We start from the raw sequence: 24568 nt of genomic DNA, 5'->3' as shown, positions 1-24568 counted from the left end.
GGGTTGACAAATGACCACCTTTAAGGCCGCCAAAACAATATGGGATCTTTGCTCCGGACGGGTGTCAAATCTGTCGATGCAAAAATTGCTGTACCTAGCGCATATGCTTGAACTTGGTGCAGGCAGAGGGCCACTTGTTTCGAATAGTTTTGAAGCGTGGGACTACGGCCCCGTAGAGCCTCAATTGTATCATAAATTAAAGGCTTATGGCGCGAGCAACGTTCCGGATATTTTTGGCGAAACTCCGTATACAGAGCGAGATGATCAATACTCATCGATCAAAAGTGTTGTCGATGAACTCGGAGCAGAATCGCCACGAAAGCTCGTAGCGATAACCCATTGGCCTGAAGGCGCTTGGAGTAAGCACTTTGTAGCCGGTATGAGAAGTATAAAAATACCCGATTCAGACATAGAAGAAGAGTTTAGAAAGCGTGTCAGAAGACAAGCCGCTCGCTGAGCCTGTAGAAAAGCTCTTTTTTGACGTTGAGCTGCCGTCAAAAAAGGATGAGCTTATAGGTTCACTTCAGGAGGCCTTAGATAAAGAAGTTGATAGGCGCCTCGAAGAGAGGTGGATTTGGTTATTGTCTATTATGCTAATATTCGATGCCTTTGCATTTCAGCAGATGAGCACATGGGCAGGGCCAATGATGATAGGGGTTATACAAATAATTGCCCTTGTTGCTCTCGGCAGAAAATGGCAAGTCGATCATATATGGACGCTCACTGAAAAAATTATCGACAAATGGAACGGCACCTTCAAGTGATCTGACAGTTCTATTGTTGCTCTAGCACCCGTTCCCCGGCATGATCCGCGCCATGTCGAACGATGCTTTCCTCCCCGCGCTCACCGCCAATGACCACCTGATCCTGGTCGATGGCTCCACCTTCATTTTCCGCGCCTATCACGCCCTGCCGCCGCTGACGCGCAAGAGCGATGGCCTGCCGGTTGGTGCCGTCTCCGGCTTCTGCAACATGCTGTGGAAGCTGCTGACCGAGGGCCTGACCCCGGAGAAGGGCGATGAGCCGACGCATTTCGCCGTCATCTTCGACCATTCGGCCAAGACCTTCCGCAATGACATCTACCCCGCTTACAAGGCGCAGCGCCCGGAGCCGCCGGAGGATCTGATCCCGCAGTTCGGCCTGATCCGTCAGGCGACCCGTGCCTTCAACGTGCCCTGCATCGAGCAGGAAGGCTTCGAGGCGGACGACCTGATCGCCACCTATGCCACGCAAGCCGCCGCCATGGGCGCCCGCGTCACCATCGTCTCCGGCGACAAGGACCTGATGCAGCTGATCAGCCCGCGCATCGGCATGATCGACACGATGAAGAACAAGATCATCGGCGAGCCGGAGGTGTTCGAGAAATTCGGCGTCGGCCCGGACAAGGTGATCGAGGTGCAGTCGCTGGCCGGCGATGGCGTCGACAACGTGCCCGGCGTACCCGGCATCGGCCTGAAGACGGCCGCCCAGCTGATTCTTGAGTATGGCGACCTTGAGACCCTGCTGGCCAATGCCTCTAGCATCAAACAGCCCAAGCGCCGCGAAAACCTGATCGAATTTGCCGAACAGGCCCGCATTTCGAAGCAGCTCGTGACGCTGAAATGCGACGTGCCGGTGGAAACTCCGGTCACCCATTTTGCTGTGGAAGCCGTCAACGGCCCGCAGGCGGTCGGTTTCCTCAAGGCGATGGAATTCACCACGCTCACCCGCCGCGTGGCCGAGGCAACCGGGGCGGAGACGGGCAACATCGACCCCACGGAGCTGACCATCCCCGGCTGGCATGCGCCCGACGCCAAGGGCCGCATGATGGAGCGCGGCCCTGCCGCAGCCCCGGGTGCTGCGGCTTCTGCCCCTGCCGGTTCCGCAGATCCGTCTTCCGCGTCCGCGGCTGCCGCGCCAGATGGCATGATGACGCCGCAGAGCCTTGCCGCTGCACGGGCGGAAGAAATCCGCCGCATCCCGGTCGATCATTCCACCTACGAAACGGTTATGGATATCGAGCGCCTCAAGGCCTGGGTGGCCGAGGCGATGGAAACGGGCATCGTCGCCTTCGACACGGAAACCACCTCGCTGGATGCCATGCAGGCCGAACTCGTGGGCGTGTCACTGGCGACCCGTCCGGGCCGGGCCTGCTATGTGCCGCTGGGCCATGTGGATGGGGAGGGCGACCTTCTGGGCGGCGGCGGTCTCGTGCCCGGCCAGATCCCGCTGCGGGCGGCGCTGGATGTGCTGAAACCCATGCTGGAAGACCCCGGCGTGCTCAAGATCGCGCAGAACCTCAAGTATGACTGGCAGGTGATGGCCCGTCACGGCATCGAGGTTGGCCCGCATGACGACACCATGCTGCTGTCCTACACGCTGGACGCAGGCAAGGGCGGCAACGGCATGGACGAGCTGTCCGAACGCTGGCTTGGCCACACGCCGATCCCCTTCAAGGAGGTGGCCGGGTCCGGCAAGTCGATGGTCACCTTCGACAAGGTGGAGATTTCGCGCGCTTCGGCCTATGCCGCCGAGGATGCGGATGTGACGCTGCGCCTGTGGCTGGTGCTCAAGCCCCGCCTAGCGGCGGAAGCCATGGCCACCGTCTATGAAACGCTGGAACGGCCCATGGTGCCGGTTCTGGCGCGGATGGAGCGGCGCGGCATTTCCATCGACCGGCAGATGCTCTCGCGCCTCTCCGGCGAATTTGCGCAAGGCATGGCCGCCGTTGAATCGGAGATCTACGCCCTTGCCGGGGAAAACTTCAACATCGGCTCGCCCAAGCAGCTGGGCGATATCCTGTTCGGCAAGATGGGCCTGCCCGGCGGCAAGAAGACCAAGACCGGCGCCTGGTCCACCTCGGTTTCGGTGCTGGATGATCTGGCTGCTGAAGGCCACGAGCTGCCGGTGAAGATCGTCGAATGGCGCCAGCTCGCCAAGCTGAAGTCCACCTATTCGGACGCCCTGCCCGGCTTCATCAATCCGGAAACGAAGCGGGTCCACACGTCCTATTCGCTGGCCTCGACCACGACCGGTCGCCTGTCCTCGTCCGAGCCGAACCTGCAGAACATTCCGGTGCGCACGGAAGCGGGGCGCAAGATCCGCAAGGCCTTCGTCGCGGAAAAGGGCAACAAGCTGATTTCCGCCGACTACAGCCAGATCGAACTGCGCGTGCTGGCCCATATCGCCGACATTCCGCAGCTGAAAAAGGCCTTTGCCGACGGGCTGGACATTCACGCCATGACGGCGAGCGAGATGTTCGGCGTGCCGGTGAAAGACATGGACCCGATGGTCCGCCGCCGCGCCAAGGCGATCAACTTCGGCATCATCTATGGCATTTCGGCCTTCGGCCTTGCCGCCCAGCTCGGCATTTCACGCGGGGAGGCCGGCGACTACATCAAGATGTATTTCCAGCGCTTCCCCGGCATCCGCGACTACATGGAAGCGGTGAAGAAGGAAGTGCACGAGAAGGGCTTTGTCACCACCGTTTTCGGGCGCAAGGCGCATTATCCGGATGTGAACACGTCCAACCCGTCGATGCGCGCCTTCTTCGAGCGGGCCGCGATCAACGCCCCCATTCAGGGATCGGCTGCCGACATCATCCGCCGCGCCATGCTGCGGATGGAAGATGCGCTGGTGGATGCTGGCCTCAACATCCGCATGCTGCTGCAGGTGCATGACGAACTGATCTTCGAGGCGGAAGAAGGGGAAGTCGAAGCAGCCATCCCGGTGATCCGCCGGGTGATGGAAGGCGCCTGCGAGCCGCTGCTGCAGCTGTCCGTGCCGCTGCAGGTCGATGCCCGCGCCGCAGACAATTGGGACGAAGCGCACTGACAGGGCTTTCGATGCTGACGCATCACGCCTTGAAATGGCTCAGGCGCCGCACGGGCTTGACCGAATCCCGATGAGCCAAGCTCAGCGGGATTCGGTCTGGTTTCAGAACCAGGCCTTGGCTGCAATCGCTGCCAGAGACAGGGCGATGATCCAGAGCGCAATGCGGCCCGAGCGGTTGTGGCGGGCTTCGGAGCGGCCGATGGCCTCAGCTGTCGCGGCATCAAAGCGCAGCCCTTCGTGGGCCATCTTTTCCAGCTCTTCCGACATGCGCCCCACCCGGTCTGCAAAGATCGGCAGGTCACTGGCGATGCGGCCGAGCGCATTCACGGCGGCCCCGGCATCGCGCAACCGGCCGGCGGGCCCCAGATGCTGGGCGATCCAGGCGCCCACCACGGGTTCAGCCGTGCGCCACATGTCGAGGCGCGGATTCAGCGTCCGGGCAACACCCTCCACCACCACCATCGTCTTCTGCAGCATGATCAGCTGCGGCTGGGTGTGCATCTGGAACAGCTCCGTCACCTCGAACAGCTGGGTGAGAAGCCGCGCCATGGAAATTTCGGACGCATCATGGCCGTGGATCGGCTCGCCGATGGCACGGATCGCCTGGGCGAACACATCCACATCCTGATCGGCGGGCACGTAACCGGCCTCGAAATGCACCTCCGCCACCCGGCGGTAGTCGCGGGTGATGAAGCCATAGAGGATTTCGGCGAGGAACCGGCGCTCCGCCTTGCCGAGGCGCCCGGTGATGCCGAAATCGACCGCCACCAGCGTGCCATCGGCCTCGACGAAGAGATTGCCCTGATGCATGTCTGCATGGAAAAAGCCGTCGCGCAGGGTGTGGCGCAGGAAGCTCTGGATCACGTTGGCGGCCAGAAGCTCCAGATCGAGGCCCTGAAGGGTCAGCCCCTCGACGTCGGACATCTTGGTGCCGTCGATCCATTCCATCGTCAGCACGCCCTTGGCGCTGCGCATCCAGTCCACGGAAGGCACGCGGAAGCCGGGATCTTCAGCGGTGTTCTCGGCCATTTCGGACAGGGCGGCCGCTTCCAGGCGGAAATCCATTTCCAGCGCCACGGAGCGGGCCAGCGTGTCGACCACGGCGAGCGGCCGCAGGCGGCGGGAGGGCTCGTGGAAGCGCTCGGCGAGGCGTGCGACCAGATAGAAGCTCTCCAGATCGCGCTGGAAGCGGCGGGCGACACCCGGCCGCAGCACCTTGACGGCCATCTTGCGCAGGGAGCCGTCGCTCTGGCGCACCATGGCGGGGTGAACCTGCGCGATGGAGGCCGCGGCCACCGGCTCGCCGAATTCGACGAAAACCTCGTTCACCGGCCGCATCAGCTGCTCGGCCACCCAGGCCTCGGCCTCGCTCTGGCTGAAGGCGGGCAGCCGGTCCTGCAGATAGGCAAGCTCCGCCGCCGCTTCCTTGCCGACCACATCGGCGCGGGTGGCGAGAAACTGGCCAAGCTTCACATAGGACGGCCCCAGCCGGTTCATCGCATCGGACAGGCGCGAGCGGGCGCTCTTGTCGCGCACGGAGCGGCGCTCGAACAGGCGGGCAAAGCGCAGCGCCAGCCGCGCTGCGGGCGGCAGGTCCGGAATGTTGAACAGGCCGAAGACGCCTTCACGCGCCAGAACGAAACCGGCCTGCGCCAGACGCAGCAAGGGGCGGATTGCAAGGGCCATGGATCAGAGTTTCCAGCCCGAGTGCAGGGCGGCGATGCCGCCGGTGTAGTTGCGGTAGCTCACCCGCTCGAAACCGGCCGTGCGGATCATCTGCGCAAAGCGCTCCTGATTGGGGAACTTGCGGATGGATTCCACGAGGTAACGATAGGGCTCGCCGTCGCCGGTCACGGCCTGCCCCATCGCCGGAATGGCGTGGAAGGAGAAGGCATCATAGATCTTGTCGAGGCCGGGCATGTCGACTTCGGAAAATTCGAGGCACAGGAAGCGGCCGCCGCGCTTCAGCACCCGGTAGGCTTCTGATAGCGCCTTGCCGATTTCCGGCACGTTGCGGATGCCGAAGGCGATCGTATAGGCATCAAAGCTGCGGTCCGGAAAGGGCAGTACTTCCGCATTGCCCTGCGAGAAGCGGATGGAGCCGGAAAGCCCCGCCTTGTCTGCCCGGTCCTGCCCCACGGCCAGCATGGAGCCGTTGATGTCCAGCACCACGGCTTCCACCGCACGGCCCGAGCGCTCGACGATGCGCGTGGCAATGTCACCGGTTCCGCCGGCCACATCCAGCACCTTCCAGCCGCGGCCCGGTGTGTGCGGAGGGGCAAGGGTGGAGACCATTGCATCCTTCCACACCCGGTGCAGGCCGCCGGACATCAGGTCATTCATGATGTCATAGCGGGTGGCGACCTTGTGGAACACGTCGTTGACGAGGCCCTGCTTCTCGCCTTCGCGCACGGTGCGGAAGCCGAAGCTGGTCGGCATGTCCTCGGGCGCGCGGCTGGAGGCATAGGCGCCTGCGGAGGAAAAGCCAGTTTCGTCGGTCATGCGGGTCACTCCCTGAATGACGGTCACGGAAGCAGCACTGCTGCCGCAACGCGCGGCCCGGGGCCGGTGTTCCGGGCACGGGCCACAATTGCGCGGACCTTAGTACAAGCCGCAGGCCAGCGCCATTATTGCGCCGGGCCCGCGTCTCATATAGGCGGTTTGTGCAGTCCATATAGTCTTTTGCTCAAGATCGGTAGGTCCTCCCATGCCCGAATTGCCCGAGGTCGAGACGGTCAGGCGCGGCCTGCAGCCGGATTTTGAAGGCGCGCGCATCCTGAAACTCGAATGCCGCCGCCCGGATCTGCGCTTTCCCTTCCCCGAGCGCTTCGTGGAGCGGCTGGAGGGGCGGATTGTCACAGCCCTTTCCCGCCGGGCGAAATATCTGCTGGCTGATCTCGACAGCGGCGAGGTGCTGGTCATGCATCTGGGCATGTCCGGCTCCTTTCGGGTGGAACAGCAGGCGGACAGCCATATGCCGGGCGACTTCACTCATGCCCGCTCGCGTGATGAAAAGCACGATCATGTGGTGTTCCACCTCTCCGCCCCCGGCAATCTGGGACCGGAGGCGGCGAGCCGGATTGTCTATAATGACCCGCGCCGTTTCGGCTTCATGCAGCTCGTGGCCCGCAGCGGCCTCAGCTCCCATCCGCTCTTCGCCGCCATGGGCATCGAGCCGCTTGGCAATGCGCTGAATGCGGATCTGCTCGACCGGCTGTTTGCGGGCAAGTCCGCGCCATTGAAGGCCGCGCTTCTGGATCAGCGGCTGATTGCCGGGCTTGGCAATATCTATGTCTGCGAGGCGCTGTGGCGCTCCGGCCTCAGTCCGGAGCGGGCTGCGGGTGACATAACGGGGCCGGGCAAGGCGCGGGTGGCCGCACGCGAGCGGCTGGCAGCTGCAATCCGCAAAGTGCTGGAAGAGGCGATTGCCGCCGGCGGCTCCACCCTGCGCGACCATGCGCAGACCGACGGCACGCTCGGCTATTTCCAGCACAGCTTTGCCGTCTATGGCCGAGAGGGCGAGCCCTGCCGCACGGAAGGCTGCAAGGGTACGGTTCTGCGGCTGGTGCAGTCGGGCCGGTCCACCTTCCACTGCGCGAAGTGCCAGCGCTGAGGCTCCGCCAAAAAGGCGGGCGCGGCTTGCCTTGCACGTGTGCGGCGCGTCAGCTACCCCTTGTTGCCATGGCCCGGCCAGCGGGGCACCACCGGGTGCCGCCGCCGGGCGCTGCCACAGGGGCATAGCCCGTCAGCGGAGGACTGCAATGGCATATGAGAACATCCTGACCGAAAAGCGCGGCAAGGTGGGCATCATCACGCTCAACCGGCCCAAGGCCCTCAACGCTCTGAACGCGGCCCTGATGGCTGAAGTGGCGGCAGCGCTTGACGCCTACGAGGCGGATGAGCGCGTCGGCTGCGTCATCATCACCGGTTCGCAGAAGGCTTTTGCGGCCGGGGCGGACATCAAGGAGATGCAGCCCTTCGATTTCGCCAAGGCCTACATGACCGATCTCATCACCCCCTGGGACCGGGTGGCGCGCAACCGCAAGCCGGTGATTGCAGCGGTGGCCGGTTATGCGCTGGGCGGCGGCTGCGAGCTTGCCATGATGTGCGATTTCATCCTGGCCGCAGACAATGCCAAATTCGGCCAGCCGGAGATCACGCTTGGCGTTCTGCCGGGGGCCGGCGGCACCCAGCGCCTCACCCGCTTCATCGGCAAGTCCAAGGCCATGGAAATGTGCCTGACCGGCCGGCTGATGGATGCAGTGGAGGCCGAGCGCTGCGGCCTCATCTCCCGCATCGTGCCGCTGGATGACCTCATGGAGGAGGCTATGAAGGCGGCGGAGAAGATTGCCGACTTCTCGATGCCCGTGGTGATGATGACCAAGGAAAGCGTCAACCGCGCCTACGAGACGACGCTGGGCGAGGGCATCCGCTTCGAGCGCCGCATGTTCCATGCGGCCTTTGCCACGGAAGACCAGAGCGAGGGCATGGCCGCTTTCATTGAAAAGCGCACGCCCCAGTTCCGCAACAAATGACGCTTTGACTCGGGTTTTGGCATTGACGGACCGGTTGGGCGGGACTATAAGCCTCGGCCAACCGGTGGCGATCAAATCGCCGCCGCATTCGTTTGACGCGGGGCAGTTTCAGGCCTATGTCTGCCGCCCTGATGTTCTACGGAATTTTTGTTTCACACTCGGACCAGGATTGAGCCAATGGCCAACACTCCCTCGGCCACCAAGGCGGCCCGCAAGATTGCCCGCCGGACGGCTGTTAACAAGGCACGGCGGAGCCGCGTGCGCACCTATCTGCGCAAGGTCGAGGAAGCCATTGCTTCCGGCGATTACAACGCTGCCACCGAAGCTCTCAAGGCTGCCCAGCCGGAGCTGATGCGCGCCGCTTCCAAGGGCGTCGTTCACGGCAACACCGCCTCGCGCAAGGTGTCCCGTCTGAACGCCCGCGTGAAGGCTCTGCAGGCCTGATAACGCCCGTCATAAAATCTTTAAAACCCGGCCCGAAAGGCCGGGTTTTTTGTTGCCTGAACGGCACATGAAAAAATTCTCACGATAAAACTATCACTGTATACCAGCAAATACTCATGCCGGGCTTTGTCAGTTTTTTCTCATATTTTTCAAATGGTTATGAGCATGTCGGCATGGATCCGGCCTCCCCTGCCCGATTCAACCTGAGTCAAGTACGTGGCGAAGTTTTTTTTTTGGAGAAGTGCCAGCCTGTTGGCCCCTTCTGAGCACATCAAGAAAAGGCCTTGAGTCAGAACGGATTTGGCCCGAAAGCCGTTCACGAAGGCGTTAATCTGACCGCCCGGAAAAGCCGCCTGCGGCCATTTTGTTAATAGGCAACTGTTGCCGCGTTCCGGCTGCCTGTGTATGTTCAATCCATCGGGGCAAGCTCGAAATTTAAATAAAAAACACAGCAAAACGTGGACCAGAAAAATGGCAAGGCAGGCAAAGAGACATAACTGGCAGAGTTCAGGAACAGTTTCCTTGCGTACCAATGTTATTTTTACGGGTCCAACGAAGTTCGAGCTCTTCTAAGCCCAATTTTCTCCTCAGATTTTGGTATCGATGGTGCGCAATACTCGATATTGCGAAGGGGGTCATTTGTCGAATTCTATGCCTTATGCGGGCGACGTCGACGTTAAGGCGGCTTATGAGGCGCTGACTGCCAGCCCCAATACTGTGCTGGTTGATGTGCGTACCCGGGCCGAATGGAATTTCGTCGGCGTACCTGATCTCCGTGCCCTTGGTAAGGAGGTCGTCTTTACCGAATGGCAGGGTTTTCCGGCCGGTTCACCCGTTCCGGACTTCGTTGCCACACTTTCGGCCGAACTGGAGCGGAAAGGACTGGACAAAACGGTTCAGATCTATTTTCTGTGCCGCTCCGGCGCCCGGAGCCTGAATGCAGCCATTGCGATGACGCAGGCAGGATACGGGTCGTGCTTCAACATTGCCGATGGTTTCGAGGGCCCGCTTGACGGGACCGGTCACCGGGGCAGTGCCGGCGGATGGAAGGCCTGCGGCCTTCCCTGGATCCAGAGCTAGGATCCTTCTTTAGACACTCAGGCAGACCCAACGGGACCACCTCCCCTGGTCCCGGCAGGTTCTGCCGTTCTTGAAACACGGGACAGCCCTCCGGGCGTCCCGACCGTATGAAACGGGAAAGCGGCTGTGGCGGACTGCTTTCCGGAACGAACGAGAGGCGAGGCGACATGCAAGTTCAGGAAGATATGGGCGCTGAACAATGGAACCGCGTCAAAAAAAGCCTGCGGGCCGAGCTGGGCGATGACGTCTTCTCCAGCTGGTTTGCACGCGTTGACCTGGAAGAAAATGCAGATGGCACCGTGCGTCTGTCCGTACCCACCCGCTTTCTGAAGCAGTGGATCCAGTCTCATTACCGCGACCGGCTGATGGGCCTTTGGAAGCGTGAATGCGAAAACGTGCATCGCATCGAACTGACCGTGCGCGGCGCCATGCGCCCCCGTCAGGTCGAGATGCCGATGGCCAGCAGCAGCAGCCTGTCCGCGCCCGCCCGCCCGGTGGCTCCGGCTGCCGCCGAGGCGCGCCCGATTTCGCTGAGCGAGCCGACCAATGCGGTTGCCGCTGCGCAGGCCGCGACCGCCGCTCTTGCCCGTGCCGAAGCCGACATGGGCAGCCGCGACGTGCTGCAGGGTGCAGCGCTCGATCCGAAATACACGTTCGAGACCTTTGTCGAGGGCGAGTCCAACGGCCTGGCGCTTGCTGCTGCCAAGCAGGTCGCCGGCGGCGGCGCCGTCACCTTCAATCCGCTCTATCTTCACGCCTCGGTCGGCCTCGGCAAGACCCATCTGATGCAGGCCGTTGCCGCCAAGGCGCGTGCTTCCGGCCGCAAGGTGCTCTATCTGACCGCCGAGCATTTCATGTACCGTTTCGTGGCGGCGCTGAAGGCCCAGTCGGCCCTGTCCTTCAAGGAAACCCTGCGCAGCATCGACCTTTTGCTCATCGACGACATGCAGTTCCTGCATGGCAAGCAGGTGCAGCAGGAATTCTGCCACACGCTGAACGCCCTCATCGACGGCGCCCGTCAGGTCATCGTGGCTGCAGACCGCGCCCCGTCCGAACTGGACACGCTGGATGACCGGGTGCGCTCGCGCCTGTCCGGTGGCCTGGTTGTCGGCATCAACGAGCCGGACTTTTCCCTGCGCCGCAACATCCTGTCGGCCCGCGTGGCCAATCTGAAGAAGTCCTACCCGGCTTTCTCCGTTCCCGACACGGTTCTGGATTATGTGGCCCGCCACGTGGTGTCCTCCGGCCGTGACCTGGAAGGCGCGCTGAACCGGCTTGTTGCCCATAACCAGCTCACCAACCAGCCGGTGACGCAGGAAATGGCCGAGATGACCCTGCGGGACCTCATCCGCTCCAGCGAACCGCGCCGGGTGAAGATCGAGGACATCCAGCGGATCGTCTCCAAGCACTATAATGTGACCAAGGCCGACCTGCTGTCGGCCCGCCGCACCCGCACCATCGTGCGTCCGCGCCAGATCGCCATGTATCTGGCCAAGGTGATGACGCCGCGCTCGCTGCCGGAAATCGGCCGCCGCTTCGGCAACCGCGATCACACCACGGTTCTGCATGCCGTGCGCAAGATCGAGGAAATGGCCCGCGCCGATGTGAGCCTGGCGCAGGAGCTGGAGCTGCTGAAGCGCATGCTGGACGCGTGAGCCCAAAGGCTTGCGTGAAGACTTGGGATAGCGGGGGAAACTGCTGCCGTCCTTGCGAAGATTGATGTTTTGAGGGCGTCCAACCGGGCGCCCTCTTGCATTTTGTGGCCATAAAGGGCAGGTTCGATGCCCCGCTCCTGCCCTGCCGGAGCTTACGGTTTCCTGCGTCAGGCCGTCCGGTCTGACCGTCACGAGTACACGGAAGACGCGCATGAAAGCGACCCTCGAACGGACCGACCTGCTCAAGTCCCTGACCCACGTGCACCGGGTTGTCGAGCGCCGCAACACGATCCCGATCCTGTCGAACGTGCTGCTGCGCGCCGATCAGGGCTCGCTCAAGCTCAAGGCGACGGACCTTGACCTTGAGGTCGTGGAGACGGTGCCTGCGATGATCGAGCGGCCCGGCGCGACGACCGTGCCCGCGCACATGATCTATGACATCGTGCGCAAGCTGCCCGAGGGCTCGCAGGTCGTGCTGGAAACCTCCAGCGACAACGCCACGCTGGAACTGAGGGCCGGGCGCTCGCGCTTTGCGCTGCAGATGCTGCCCGAGACGGATTTCCCGGATCTGACGGCCGGCACCTTCACCCACCAGTTCACGCTGGCAGGCGGTGCGATCCGCAAGCTGATCGACACCACCCAGTTCGCCATCTCCACCGAGGAGACGCGCTACTATCTGAACGGCATTTACCTGCACACGGTTGCCGGGGAGCAGGGCCAGATGGTGCGGGCGGTTGCCACCGACGGCCACCGCCTTGCCCAGGCCGAAGTGCCCGCGCCGCAGGGCGCTGCCGGCATGCCGGGCATCATCGTGCCGCGCAAGACGGTGGGCGAAGTCCAGAAGCTTCTGGAAGACCGCGAGGCCGAGGTGACGGTGGAGATCTCCGACACCAAGATCCGCATCACCAACGGGCCGGTGGTTCTGACGTCCAAGCTGATCGACGGAACCTTCCCGGATTATGGCCGCGTCATTCCGCAGCACAATGACAAGGAAATGCGCGTCGACCGGGACGAGTTCAAGGAAGCGGTGGACCGCGTGTCGACCATTTCCTCCGAGCGCGGCCGGGCCGTGAAGCTGTCCATGTCGGAAGGCCGTCTTGTGCTCGCCGTGAACAACCCGGACTCGGGCAGTGCAACGGAAGAACTGGCCGTCGAATATGATGCCGAGCCGATGGAAATCGGCTTCAACTCCCGCTACCTGCTGGACATCGCCGCCCAGCTGACGGGCGATACCGCCTTGTTCCGCCTGGCCGATTCCGGCTCTCCCACCCTCGTTCAGGACAACGCCACCGGCGACAGCCTCTTCGTGCTGATGCCGATGCGGGTGTGAGGGGTCCCTTAAGCGGGATACTTGGTTCAAACAGTACTGTCAGGCACCAACTCCTCTCCCCCCTTGAGGGGGAGATGCCCCCGGCAGGGGGCAGAGGGGGGTAACGGCCTGTCAGGTTTTTCAGAAGGCTAAGCCTTGTTGAAGCGCTGCCACCCCCCTCTGTCTGCTGGCGCAGACATCTCCCCCTCAAGGGGGGAGAGGGGGGCTGCGGCGGTATTTCAGGCGTGCCGGCCAGGCCTTCCGGATACTGCAGCCCCAATGCCTCTCCGTCCTGCTACACCCCCATGCCATGACGGGGCACCATGACCGGCATCAGCCAGGTGGCGATTGAGCGCCTCACGCTGACGGATTTCCGCAACTATGCGCATTTCGCCCTGTCGCCGGAGCGGAAGCTCGTGGCGCTGGCCGGAAACAACGGCATCGGCAAGACCAACATTCTCGAAGCCATCTCCCTCCTGACCGCGGGCCGCGGCCTGCGCCGCGCCAGCCTGCCGGATATTGCCCGGCGCGGCGGCGAAGGCGGGTTTGCTGTCAATGCGCTGATCACCGGCCCTCTGGGCGAAACACGGCTCGGCACCGGATATGGGGCGGGCGACAGCGGCCGCCGGGTGCGGATCGATGGCACGGAGGCGCGCTCCTCAGAAGCGCTGCTCGACTATCTGCGCGTGCTCTGGCTGGTTCCGGCCATGGACGGCCTCTTCACCGGCCCTGCCGGCGACCGGCGCCGCTTTCTCGACCGGTTGACGTTGTCGATTGATCCGGCGCATGGCCGCCGGGTGAATGACTTCGACAAGGCCCTGCGCCATCGCAACAAGCTGCTGGAAGACGGCGGTTCCCCGGCCTGGCTGGAGGCGATCGAGGCACAGGTGGCGGAGCTTGGTGTCGCGCTGGCGCTCGCCCGGCGCGAGACCGTCAGCCTGCTGCAGGGGCGGATCGAGGCGCTGGACCAGTTGGGCCTGCCCTTCCCCCGTGCCCTGCTCGTGCTGGACGGCGAATTCGAGAGCGAGGCCACCGGCCTTGCCGCCAGTGATCAGGAAGACCTGCTGCGCCGCCGCTTGCGCGAGGGCCGGGCGCGCGACCGGGCGGCAGGGCGCACCCTCACCGGCCCGCACCGCAGCGATCTTCTCGTCACCCATGCGGCCAAGGTGATGCCGGCAGCACTCGCCTCCACCGGAGAGCAGAAGGCGCTGCTGATCGGGCTGGTGCTCGCCCACGCGGACCTGACGGCGGCTGTCTCGGGCATGACGCCCATCCTGCTTCTGGACGAGGTGGCGGCGCATCTGGATCCGGGCCGGCGGGAAGCGCTCTTCGCCCGTCTGACCGCACTGGAAGCCCAGGTTTTCATGACGGGCACGGACAAGGCCCTGTTCGATGCCCTGCCGGACAGCGGCGAGATCCATCTTCTGGGCGGCTGAGCGGCGGAAGGCTTGCTGCCGCAGCGCAACATCCGCCCTTAAAAGGCCGGTTTCCTATGGTTTTTCCACTGGTGAAACCCCTCATGCCCGGCCATTTGGCCGGGTTGGTTGAACCCTCCGGCCAGTGCCGTATAAGGGTACATTGATCCCCTGGACCGAATGGTGACTGATTCGGATGAGCGATACTTCGATTCCCGAGAACACCCCGTCTGCGGAAAGCTCTGCAGCACAGGAATATGGCGCTGACAGCATCAAGGTGCTGAAGGGCCTCGACGCTGTGCGCAAGCGCCCGGGCATGTACATCGGTGACACCGACGACGGCTCCGGCCTGCACCACATGGTTTATGAGGTTGTCGACAACGCCATCGATGAGGCACTGGCCGGCCATGCCGACCATGTGACCGTGACCCTGAACGCCGATGGCTCCGTCACAGTGACGGACAACGGCCGCGGCATTCCCACCGACCTGCACCCGCAGGAAGGCGTCTCTGCGGCTGAAGTCATCATGACCCAGCTGCACGCGGGCGGAAAGTTCGACCAGAATTCCTACAAGGTTTCCGGCGGCCTGCACGGCGTGGGCGTGTCCGTGGTGAATGCCCTGTCCACCTGGCTGGACCTGCGCATCTGGCGCGCCGGCAACGAGCATTACATGCGCTTCCGCCATGGCGATGCCGAAGCCCCGCTGAAGGTGACGGGACCTGCCAATGGCCGCAAGGGCACGGAAGTCACCTTCCTGCCCTCGACCGAGACCTTCACCAAGACCGAGTTCGATTTCGACACGCTGGAGCACCGCCTGCGCGAGCTGGCATTCCTGAATTCCGGCGTGCGCATTCTGCTGACCGACAAGCGCGGCGTCGAGCCGCGCGTGGTCGAGCTGTTCTATGAAGGCGGTCTGGAAGCCTTCGTGCGCTATCTCGACCGGGCCAAGCACCCGCTGCTGGACGCGCCGATCTACATGACGGCCGAGCGTGACGGCATCACGGTCGAAGTCGCCATGTGGTGGAACGACAGCTATCACGAGCAGGTGCTGTGCTTCACCAACAACATCCCCCAGCGCGATGGCGGCACCCATCTGGCCGGTTTCCGCGGGGCGCTGACCCGTCAGGTCACCGGTTACGCGGAAAGCTCCGGCCTTCTGAAGAAGGAAAAGGTGTCGCTGACCGGCGATGACTGCCGCGAGGGCCTGACCTGCGTTCTCTCCGTCAAGGTGCCGGACCCGAAGTTCTCGTCCCAGACGAAGGACAAGCTGGTGTCCTCCGAAGTGCGCCCGGTGGTGGAGAACATCATCAACCAGGCGCTGGCCGAATGGCTGGAGGAAAACCCGGCCAAGGCGAAGTCGCTGGTGTCCAAGGTGGTGGAAGCCGCTTCCGCCCGTGAAGCGGCGCGCAAGGCGCGCGAGCTGACCCGGCGCAAGGGCGCGCTCGATATCGCCTCCCTGCCCGGCAAGCTCGCCGACTGTCAGGAGCGCGATGCCTCCAAGGCCGAACTCTTCCTCGTCGAGGGTGACTCGGCAGGCGGCTCGGCCAAGCAGGGCCGCCACCGCGAGAACCAGGCCGTGCTTCCGCTGCGCGGCAAGATCCTCAACGTGGAGCGTGCGCGCTTCGACAAGATGCTCTCTTCCAACGAAATCGGCACGCTGATCACCGCGCTCGGCACCGGCATCGGCAAGGAAGAGTTCAACGTCGAGAAGCTGCGCTACCACAAGATCATCATCATGACGGACGCCGACGTGGACGGCGCCCACATCCGCACCCTGCTGCTGACCTTCTTCTTCCGGCAGATGCCGGAGCTGATCGAGCGCGGCTACATCTATATTGCCCAGCCGCCGCTCTACAAGGTGAAGCGCGGCCAGTCGGAGCAGTATCTCAAGGACCAGACGGCGCTTGAGAACTATCTGATCGGCACCGGCCTTGAAGACACGTCCCTGGCGCTCGCCAATGGCGAAGTGCGCATAGGCGCGGACCTGCGGCAGGTGGTGGAGCAGGCGCGCGCCATCAGCGGCATTCTCGACGGCCTGCACTCGCGCTATGACCGTGCGGTGGTGGAACAGGCGGCGATTGCCGGTGCGCTCAATCCGGACACGCTCAATGACCGGGAAAAGGGCGAGCAGGCGGCTGCCTATATCGCCCGCCGTCTCGACATTCTCGCCGATGAATTCGAGCGGGGCTGGACGGCCGAGGTGCGTGACGATGGCGCGCTCGTCTTCCGCCGCACCGTGCGCGGTGTGGATGAGGTGGCCACCATCGATCCGGCGCTTCTGGCCTCGGCCGATGCCCGCCGCCTTGATGCTCATTCGGCCCATCTCAACGAGATCTACGGCAAGGCCGCCGTTCTGCGCCGCAAGGAAACCGAGACGGCGATCCGCGGGCCGCAGGCGCTGCTGTCCACCATCTTCGCCCTCGGCCGCAAGGGCCTCAGCCTGCAGCGCTACAAGGGCCTTGGCGAGATGAACCCGGAGCAGCTGTGGGAGACGACGCTGGACCCGAACGTCCGCTCGCTGCTGCAGGTGAAGGTCAAGGAAGCCGATGCGGCCGACGACATCTTCACCAAGCTGATGGGCGACGAGGTGGAACCGCGCCGCGAGTTCATCCAGGACAACGCTCTCAGCGTTGCCAATCTGGACGTGTGATGCCGGATCCGGCGGGTTGACCCGCCGGATCCCCTCCCGCAGGGGCAGGCTTCATGCCAGCGCGGATGTCTCAGGCCCAATTCACGCCCTGTTCACGCCCCCTTGCGGGCCAAGGCCTGGGCGATTTCCTGATCAATGATGATGGTGCGGGCAAGACCTGCCTTCATCACCGCCTTCAGGGGCTCGGTCTTGCGGGCGCCGGAAGCGATGATGACATTGGTGCCGCGTTTCAGCGCCTCGAAGGAGATGCCGACGCGGCGCTCGTTGAGGGCGCAGTCCACCAGACTGCCATCAGCGGCCAGCAAAAAGCCGCCGATTTCGCTCACTGCCCCGGCCCGGATGGCCTCTTCCACCTCTGAAGCGCCGATGCCCGCCAGCCGGAAGAAGGTGCCGCCCGGCTGCACGCCGCCGCAGCTCAGCAGATTGAGCGCCGCCGTCTCTCCCTTGTCCAGCATCGCCCGCAGCACCGGGTCCTGCTCCAGTGTCTGGCGCGTTTGCGGGCTGCCGACGTGGCTGGGCAGGGGCAGGGTGCGGGCCGGGCAGCCGATGGTGGCGGCCAGTTGCAGGGCCACCGAATAGGAACTCACCCCGTCATCAATGGATGAGGCGCCGATCATCGCCACAACGAGGCAGTCGCTTTTGGAAAGCTGGCGCATGGCATCGGCCATGCGGGCAATGGTCCGCCCGCCGGCAACGCCCAGGATCATGTCCGGCGTGCTCAACAGAATGCGGGACAGATAGTTGCTGGCGGCAATGCCGACCGACTCGCGCCCCAGCCGCTCGGCCAGCTCCGGCTCCGAGGACTGGGCTTCGAGCGGCGGCGTCAGCACGCATTCCTCCACCCCGTAGCGCTGGCTGATCCAGTCGCTGAGCGCGAGGGTTTCGGCCATTTCATGCTCGACGGAGATCTTCACCAGCCCCGTGTCGCGGGCCTGTGCCAGCAGCCGGGTGACCTTGGTGCGCGACAGGTTGAGCCGCCGGGCCACCTGTTCCTGCCCCAGTCCATGGACGTAATAGAGCCATGCGGCGAGCACGCCCAGATCGTCATCACCGGACTTGGGTCTTGCCATGTTTCCTCCCTCGAGCCTTCCCGGAACATATCCCGTTTCATCTAGATGATGCAGAGCGCGCGCCACGGCAACCTGAACAAATGTTCAACCGAAGCACACTTGACACATATCCACCTCCGGGTTTAGACAAAAGTGCATAAGATGCACATTTGACCGATCCTTTGCCGGATTGCGATCTGTGCATCAGGCTGGCGGAGAGTGCGGCAGGCGCCCTGGAGGGAGAGCGCAAGCGGCATCGAGGCCTCTCCGTCCCGGGCAGGCCCGGATGTCTGGCCAGAACTTCGGGAGGAGGAAATCATGGATAGCCTGTTGTCAGGGTTGAAGACTGTCGTCGACGGATTGGGCGCGACGGTTCTGCTGCCGATCATCATCTTCATCATTGCCGTGGTTCTGGGCGCCCGCCCGGGCAAGGCGTTCCGCGCCGGTGTCACCATCGGCGTCGCCTTCATCGGCATCAATCTCGTCATCGGCCTGATGTGGACCAACCTCAGCGAGGTGGCGCAGGCCATTGCCACGAACACCGGCGTCACCCGCGACATCGTCGATGTGGGCTGGCCGTCTTCGGCCGCCATTGCCTTCGGCTCGCAGGTCGGCCTCTGGATCATCCCTATCGGCATTGCCGTCAATGTCGTGATGCTGCTCGCGGGCCTCACCCGCACGCTGAACGTGGATGTGTGGAACTTCTGGCACTTTGCCTTCGTCGGCTCGCTGGTGGTCGCGGCCACCAATTCGCTCGGCATGGGCCTTGCCGCTGCCGCCATCATTGCCGTGATCTGCCTGATCTTCGCCGACTGGAGCGCCAAGGCCGTGCAGCGCTTCTATGGCCTGCCGGGTGTTTCGGTGCCGCATCTTCTGTCTGTCCAGATCCTGCCCATCGCCGTGGCGGTGAACTGGGTCATCGACCGTATCCCGGGCCTGCGTGACATCGATCTCAGCACTGATCACATCCAGGAGCGCCTTGGCGTGCTGGGTGAGCCGGTGGTTCTGGGTCTCGTCATCGGCGTGGTGCTGGGCACCATCGGTTTCTGGAACCCGGATGATGTTGCCGGCATGATCACCAAGGTGCTGAAGACCGGTATCAACCTTGCCGCCGTGATGCTGCTGCTGCCGCGCATGGTAAAGATCCTGATGGAAGGCCTGATCCCGGTCTCGGAAGCCGCCCGCGACTTCGTTCAGAAGCGCGCCGGCAGCCGCCAGATCAACATCGGCCTCGACTCGGCCATTCTGATCGGCCATCCGGCGGCGATTTCCAGTTCGCTGCTGCTGGTGCCGATTGCCATCTTCCTGTCGGTGGTGCTGCCGGGCAACCGGGTCATCCTCTTCGCCGATCTGGCGGTGATCCCCTTCGTCGTGGCGCTGGCCGCACCCATCGTGCGGGGCAACGTGCTGCGCATGGTGATCATCGGCACGGTTACGCTGGGCCTCGGCTTCTACATGGCTGGCGCACTGGCCCCGCTCTTCACCAAGGCTGCGGTATCCTCCGGCTTTGCCATGCCGGAAGGCGCCTCGCAGATCACGGCCATCGGTGACGGCTTTGTCTGGCTTGTCTGGGCAACGCTGGAACTGGTCCAGGTGTTCGGCATCCTCGGACTGGTGATCCTTGCCATCTGTTCTGCCGCGGCCCTGCTCGCCCTTGTCACCAAGCGCGCCACGCTCGAGAAGCTGGCAGGCGGCGAAGACGATGCTGCCAACGGAGCGAATGCATGACGCAATCCCTTGCAGACTGCGTGGCTGAGGACGGTATCTTCCTCAAGGCGCAGGCACAGGACGCAACCTCGGTGATCGGCCTTCTGGCCGGTCACCTCAGGGCCAAGGGCCTTGTCGCAGACACCTATGTGCAGGCGGTCATCGACCGGGAAAAGGTGATGCCCACCGGCCTGCCGATGGAAGACGGGCTGGCGGTGGCGGTGCCCCACACCGATCCGCAGCATGTCATCCGCTCCGGCATTGCCATCGCCACGCTGGCGGAACCTGTTGCCTTTGCCAGCATGGATGATCCGGACAATCAGCTGGCCGTGCGGGTGGTTTTCGCGCTGGCGCTGAAGAGCAAGGATGAACAGATCGGCATGCTTCAATCCATCGGCAGACTGCTGCAGGATGGGGAGCGCATCCGCAAGCTGATGGACGCATCCGGCCCGCAGGAGGCGATGGCTCTCCTCAGCGCAGAATAACAACAGGAGGAAACTGATGGCGCAGACCAAGACCGTTCTCGTGGCATGCGGCACCGCCGTTGCCACATCCACCGTGGTGGCCAACAGCCTGGAAGAGGCCATGGCCGCCCGCGGCATCCGCATCGAGACCCGCCAGTGCAAGGCAACCGAGGTGCCCAGCCTGATCGATCAGGCCGATCTCGTCGTCTCCACCACGCCGCTGCCGCCCAACCTGCCCAAGCCCGCGATCGTCACGCTCGCCTTCCTTACTGGCATTGGCCGGGATGCGGAAATCGAGAAGATCGCCAAAATCCTCGCAGGCTGAGCGGACGCAAAGACCAGAAGACGGAACAGGACCGATGGAGACGATGAAGCGCCTGCGCGTTGGCGTCGAGGGGGGCTTGCATGCCCGCCCGGCTGCCGAACTCGTCCGCCTCGCCAAGGGCTTCGAGGCGGAGATCGTGATCGGCGCCGGGGCGCAAACCGCTCCGGCCCGCTCCTCGCTGAAGCTGTTGCTGCTTGGCGTCAAGGAAGGCGACGAGGTGGAGCTGCGCACCAGCGGCCCGGACGCCGCCGAGGCCCTGTCCGCCGTCTCCGGCTTTCTGTCAGGCGGAACGGCACATGAACCGGCGGAAGCGCTCGCATCCATAGCCAGCGAAGCAGTCCCGGTGCCTGCTGAGGAATGCGCTCCTGCCGCTGGCGCAGGGCCCGCTGGCGCCCTCAAAGGCATCGGTACGGGTGGCGGACCTGCCATCGGTCCGGTGTTCCATTTCATCCAGCCCGCGCTGCAGGCTCCGGCCGGCCCCACCCCGCCGGAAGCCCGCAGCGCAGAGCTGGAGAAAGTTGAGGGCGCCCGCGTCCGGCTGCTGCTGCAGATCCATGATGACGCCGCCCGCGCGGCATCGCCTCAAGCCCGAGACATTCTGACCGCCATTGCCAGTCTTGCCGAAGACGCAGACTGGGCCGCAGCCATTGCCGCCCGTGTGGCTGACGGACAACCGGCCATCACCGCCATTCTGACCGCCGGACGCGAGACGGCAGCCGCCCTCGCTGCCCTGCCGGACCCTTACGCCCGCGCCCGCGCCGAAGACATGGATGCGGTGGCCCGGCTGCTGGCACTTGCCGTCAACGGCCTGAAGCCGGTGTCTCTCGCCGATTGCCCGGAAGGGGCGGTCATTGTGGCCGGGGATCTGACCGCGCTGGAAATCGGCGCGGCAGATCTGCGCCGCACCGGCGGCCTCATCTGCCGCAACGGCTCGGCCACCAGTCATGCCGCCATTCTGGCGAAGGCCTTCGGCATTCCTGCCGTCTTCGGTGTGGCTGATCCGCAAGGCAAGCTAGCCGCAGCGGGGTCGGTCGCGCTGGATGGCACATCGGGGCTGGTCTACCCGGACCCGTCATCTGATGTCGCGGAGGAGTTCACGGCACGCTGCGCGCAGGCCCGCGCCGAGGCGGAGCGGCTCTCCGCGCTGCGGGATGTGGCGCCGGTCACGCGCGATGGCACACCGGTCATTGTCGCCGCCAACATCGGCTCGGTGAAGGACATTGAGCTGGCAAAGGAGCACGGCGCCATGGGCGTCGGCCTGATGCGCACCGAATTTCTGTTCCTGGGGCGCACCGCCCTGCCGGATGAGGAAGAGCAGTTTTCCACCTACCGGACCGTGCTGGAGGCTTTCCCCGGCCATCCGGTGGTGATTCGCACCCTCGACATCGGCGGCGACAAGCCGGTGCGCGGCATTTCGGTGCCGCAGGAGGAAAATCCCTTCCTCGGCCTGCGCGGCGTCCGGCTGTGTCTCGCCAATCCTGGTCTGTTCAAGGTGCAGCTGCGGGCGCTCTTACGCGCGGCCCCTTACGGCGATCTCAAGGTGATGCTGCCCATGGTCAGCGATCCGGCGGAAATCGCCAGCACCCGCGGCCTCATAACCGCGTGCGAAGCCGAGCTGACGGCAGAGGGCAGGGCTTTCGGCAGCTTTGATCTCGGCACCATGGTGGAAACGCCGGCCGCCGCGCTCATCGCCGATGATCTTGCGGCGGTGACGGCCTTCTTCTCCATCGGCACCAATGACCTCACCCAATATGTCATGGCCGCCGACCGGATGAACCCGTCCGTCGCCAGCCTCTGCCAGACGGACCATCCGGCTGTTCTGCGCGCCATCCGCATGGTCGCGGAAGCGGCACAGGCGCATGGTATCTGGTGCGGCATCTGCGGCGAGGCTGCGTCCGATGCGGGCCTGCTTCAAACCTTCCTTGATGCGGGCGTGCGCGAGCTCAGCATGGCGCCAGCCTCCATCCCCCGCATCAAGCAGGCCATCGGCGCTGCCACCCTCTCCTCCCCGCCTCAGATCCCCTGAGGTCAGACGCCACCTGCCCCGGAAGACCGCTTCCGGGGCATTTTTCTTGGCTAAGCCCGTGCGGCGCTTGAGCATCTTCAAGGCGTGATGCGTCAGCGTCGAAAGCCTTGGTATTACGGGGTTTCACTGGCAGGTGAAGCTCTCCGCCGAAGCCGGATCGCTGCCGGTGTAGCGGGCCACCTGCGGATGCGGGCAGAGCTTGCGCGTCACCTTGCCCAGCGCCGCGATGCCCTCCTTGTTGCCGTCCGTCACGGAGGCAATCACCGCACCGGGCGCTTCGCCCTTTTCCACCCAATCGGTCAGAGAGGCGAAAAAGTCGAAACCGTCTGCCGTGGGGCCACTGGCGCCGTGGGGCATGCCGGCAATCCGGTAATAGCGGATGAAGCCATCAAGCTCTGCGCCTGTATTGGCCGAAAGCCGTTCGAACCAGGCATCCGTGTCACGAATGGAGAAGACCGGATCACCCGCCCCATGGAACAGGACAATCTTGCCTCCGGCAGCCCGGAACGCAGTCAGATCCGGATTATCCGCGCCCGGCGGGGTCATGAACTCCATGGCGGATTCGGGAAACTCTTCCGTCTTCGCAAAGATCTTCGGCGCGTCCGTGTCGAAGTTGAAGGCGGCAAGATAGGCCATCAAAGCTTCGGGCGATCCTTCGACGCGGGTGGGTGGAGTAGTGAAGATCTGCGCCAGTGAAGGAGCACCCAGCGCCACGATACGCGGCAGATTGGCAAAGGCCTCCGCTTCGCTGTTGACCCGCCACATGCGCCAGTTGGACGAGGCCATGCCGGCATCCCAGACCCAGGGGGCGTAAAGCTGCTCCCCCTTGCTGTTGTGCGGCCCCTTGAGGATCGTCTGCAGCGCATCAATCTTGGGCTGGCTCAGGCAGCCGGTTTCCTGCCCGGCCTTGCAGGCAAGCGCGGAGACATCAAAGGCCTTCTGGCAGCCATCGATATCCTGCGCCAGACCATCCTTCAGGCCGTCCAGCCCGTCGCAAGCGTCCAGAATACCCCTGGCGAGAACATCCGTATCGTCCTTTGACAGGGACGTGCGGATATCACCGGAGATGGCGGCCAGTGCCTGCAGGTCGTGGGCGTGCTGCACGGCGGCCTTGGGCAGATTGAAACCGGGATAGGCAATCAGCAGCCCGTCGAAGGCATCGGGCATCCGTTCCGCAGCCACCATGGCATGGCGGCCGCCATTGGAGCTGCCAAGCCCGTAAGACCGCTGCACCGGCTGGCCGTAGAAGGCCTCGATCATCTGCAACGCCACCGGGTTGAGCCGGGCCACGGCACCATAGCCATAGTCCCTGCGTGCCTGAGGGTCGAAGCCGAAGCGCGCGCCGCCCGCAAGGCCTGCATCCTTCACCGCTGCGCCATCATGCCCTGCATCACTGGAGACGACCGCATAACCGCGGCCAAGCGCCGTCTGGCTCCTGTCGCCGCCCAGCACCTGACCAAGGGCGGGCACCACGCGGCCATCATTGCCGCCATTGAACTGATGCACAAAGCCGCCGTTCCAGTTTTCCGGCAGGCGCAGTTCAAAGGAAATGGCGTAGGTCTGACCATCCACGCCCGTGCGCTGGTCCAGCTTGCCCTGAACCACACAATGGGAAACGGGCGACATATCGGAGCGGCCAATCGCGGCATCCCTGGCAACCGCTTCGCTGCCGGTGACGTCCAGCCCCTCGATCTGGAACAGGCCCGCAGCGGCGGCGCAATCTGCCGCCGCCTGCACGTTTTCCGTGGCTGCCACAGGCAACAGCGGCGCCGCCAGCAGGCTGGCAAGCAAGGCTTGTCTGAATTTCATTCCGTCCTCCCGAAACAAAATCCGGTCTGCATCGTTTCCTGCCTGTGACTCAGCTCCTCCTGTGGTCACAGCCAGCAAGTGCAGTCCGGACGCAATCCGTATTGCAGGTGGTATGCTAACGGGCGTCCTTTTGGCTGGACAAGTCAAAACCGCACTACAGCCATACGCCCGCCACCTTGCCGGCCGTGCCGCGGCGTCCGGGTTTGCACGAACTGCCGCTGTCACACGTCCGTAGTGTCATCTGACTAAACAGGCGCCCAAGGGGCGATGATTCGAAGAGGCCTGGA

At 63.9% G+C, this 24568-nt stretch carries 19 protein-coding genes; 15 read left to right on the top strand and 4 right to left on the bottom strand.

Features of this window, described 5'->3' with window-relative positions; all coding sequences use genetic code 11:
- Positions 1–10: 10 nt before the first annotated feature.
- From ACVNHC_RS21405 to polA, 3 genes are read left to right on the top strand one after another with little or no spacing between them, the layout of a single operon-like run.
- Positions 11–457 carry a Panacea domain-containing protein gene (locus tag ACVNHC_RS21405; protein ID WP_457169362.1) on the top strand — a complete coding sequence of 149 codons (447 nt, stop codon included), beginning with the start codon at positions 11–13 and terminating at the stop codon, positions 455–457.
- Positions 432–764, top strand: a complete 333-nt coding sequence (locus ACVNHC_RS21400; RefSeq protein ID WP_457169360.1) for a hypothetical protein — start codon at positions 432–434, stop codon at positions 762–764. The genes ACVNHC_RS21405 and ACVNHC_RS21400 overlap by 26 nt, the downstream gene beginning before the upstream one ends.
- A 40-nt stretch (positions 765–804) precedes the next feature.
- Entirely contained in the window at positions 805–3813 is a 3009-nt protein-coding gene (gene polA / locus ACVNHC_RS21395) for a DNA polymerase I (RefSeq protein ID WP_457169358.1), read from the top strand.
- Between the two features lie 102 nt (positions 3814–3915).
- Here the strand turns inward: polA and ubiB are convergent, their stop codons facing one another.
- Together ubiB and ubiE are read right to left on the bottom strand one after the other, a co-directional pair.
- Complete coding sequence (gene ubiB, locus ACVNHC_RS21390) at positions 3916–5499, bottom strand: 2-polyprenylphenol 6-hydroxylase (RefSeq protein WP_050473628.1); 1584 nt, start codon at positions 5497–5499, stop codon at positions 3916–3918.
- A 3-nt stretch (positions 5500–5502) separates the two neighbouring features.
- Positions 5503–6252, bottom strand: coding sequence for a bifunctional demethylmenaquinone methyltransferase/2-methoxy-6-polyprenyl-1,4-benzoquinol methylase UbiE (gene ubiE / locus ACVNHC_RS21385; protein WP_050473677.1), 750 nt, complete (start codon positions 6250–6252; stop codon positions 5503–5505).
- 268 nt (positions 6253–6520) lie between these two features.
- Between ubiE and mutM the strand changes: the two genes are divergently transcribed.
- The 8 genes from mutM to gyrB all read left to right on the top strand — a co-directional run bounded on the left by mutM (position 6521) and on the right by gyrB (position 16901).
- Positions 6521–7426: a bifunctional DNA-formamidopyrimidine glycosylase/DNA-(apurinic or apyrimidinic site) lyase gene (mutM, locus tag ACVNHC_RS21380; RefSeq protein WP_457169356.1), complete on the top strand. Its 906-nt coding sequence runs from the start codon at positions 6521–6523 to the stop codon at positions 7424–7426.
- A 148-nt stretch (positions 7427–7574) separates the two neighbouring features.
- Positions 7575–8348, top strand: a complete 774-nt coding sequence (locus ACVNHC_RS21375) for an enoyl-CoA hydratase (protein WP_457169354.1) — start codon at positions 7575–7577, stop codon at positions 8346–8348.
- A 177-nt stretch (positions 8349–8525) separates the two neighbouring features.
- On the top strand, positions 8526–8792 hold the full coding sequence (gene rpsT, locus ACVNHC_RS21370; protein ID WP_019964246.1) for a 30S ribosomal protein S20: 267 nt from the start codon (positions 8526–8528) through the stop codon (positions 8790–8792).
- Between the two features lie 651 nt (positions 8793–9443).
- On the top strand, positions 9444–9872 hold the full coding sequence (locus tag ACVNHC_RS21365) for a rhodanese-like domain-containing protein (protein ID WP_050473625.1): 429 nt from the start codon (positions 9444–9446) through the stop codon (positions 9870–9872).
- A gap of 167 nt (positions 9873–10039) precedes the next feature.
- Positions 10040–11527 (top strand): chromosomal replication initiator protein DnaA, encoded by a 1488-nt coding sequence (dnaA, locus tag ACVNHC_RS21360; protein ID WP_050473624.1) that lies wholly within the window; start codon positions 10040–10042, stop codon positions 11525–11527.
- A 211-nt stretch (positions 11528–11738) separates the two neighbouring features.
- Positions 11739–12857, top strand: a complete 1119-nt coding sequence (dnaN, locus tag ACVNHC_RS21355; RefSeq protein ID WP_050473623.1) for a DNA polymerase III subunit beta — start codon at positions 11739–11741, stop codon at positions 12855–12857.
- 302 nt (positions 12858–13159) lie between these two features.
- Positions 13160–14272 (top strand): DNA replication/repair protein RecF, encoded by a 1113-nt coding sequence (gene recF, locus ACVNHC_RS21350; protein ID WP_457169351.1) that lies wholly within the window; start codon positions 13160–13162, stop codon positions 14270–14272.
- A gap of 175 nt (positions 14273–14447) precedes the next feature.
- Positions 14448–16901 (top strand): DNA topoisomerase (ATP-hydrolyzing) subunit B, encoded by a 2454-nt coding sequence (gene gyrB, locus ACVNHC_RS21345; protein WP_457169349.1) that lies wholly within the window; start codon positions 14448–14450, stop codon positions 16899–16901.
- A gap of 92 nt (positions 16902–16993) precedes the next feature.
- Here the strand turns inward: gyrB and ACVNHC_RS21340 are convergent, their stop codons facing one another.
- The gene (locus ACVNHC_RS21340) at positions 16994–17971 is read right to left on the bottom strand and encodes a sugar-binding transcriptional regulator (RefSeq protein ID WP_123193200.1); all 978 of its coding nucleotides are present in this window, start codon (positions 17969–17971) and stop codon (positions 16994–16996) included.
- A 297-nt stretch (positions 17972–18268) separates the two neighbouring features.
- Between ACVNHC_RS21340 and ACVNHC_RS21335 the strand changes: the two genes are divergently transcribed.
- From ACVNHC_RS21335 to ptsP, 4 genes are read left to right on the top strand one after another with little or no spacing between them, the layout of a single operon-like run.
- Positions 18269–19678 carry a PTS galactitol transporter subunit IIC gene (locus tag ACVNHC_RS21335; RefSeq protein ID WP_058898378.1) on the top strand — a complete coding sequence of 470 codons (1410 nt, stop codon included), beginning with the start codon at positions 18269–18271 and terminating at the stop codon, positions 19676–19678.
- On the top strand, positions 19675–20142 hold the full coding sequence (locus ACVNHC_RS21330) for a PTS sugar transporter subunit IIA (RefSeq protein ID WP_058898377.1): 468 nt from the start codon (positions 19675–19677) through the stop codon (positions 20140–20142). Before ACVNHC_RS21335 ends, ACVNHC_RS21330 begins: the two co-directional genes overlap by 4 nt.
- A gap of 16 nt (positions 20143–20158) precedes the next feature.
- Positions 20159–20446 carry a PTS sugar transporter subunit IIB gene (locus tag ACVNHC_RS21325; RefSeq protein WP_050473617.1) on the top strand — a complete coding sequence of 96 codons (288 nt, stop codon included), beginning with the start codon at positions 20159–20161 and terminating at the stop codon, positions 20444–20446.
- Positions 20447–20480: 34 nt separating this feature from the next.
- The gene (ptsP, locus tag ACVNHC_RS21320) at positions 20481–22472 is read left to right on the top strand and encodes a phosphoenolpyruvate--protein phosphotransferase (RefSeq protein WP_457169346.1); all 1992 of its coding nucleotides are present in this window, start codon (positions 20481–20483) and stop codon (positions 22470–22472) included.
- Between the two features lie 123 nt (positions 22473–22595).
- On the opposite strand, the gene ACVNHC_RS21315 is transcribed toward ptsP, so the two are convergent.
- A complete protein-coding gene (locus ACVNHC_RS21315) occupies positions 22596–24281 on the bottom strand; it encodes a tannase/feruloyl esterase family alpha/beta hydrolase (RefSeq protein WP_457169344.1) in 1686 nt (561 codons plus the stop codon).
- Positions 24282–24568 lie beyond the last annotated feature (287 nt).

This window comes from Pannonibacter sp. Q-1 (genome assembly GCF_054073275.1).
Note: the sequence above shows the minus strand (reverse complement) of the source record. Positions and strands in the feature narration are given on the sequence as shown.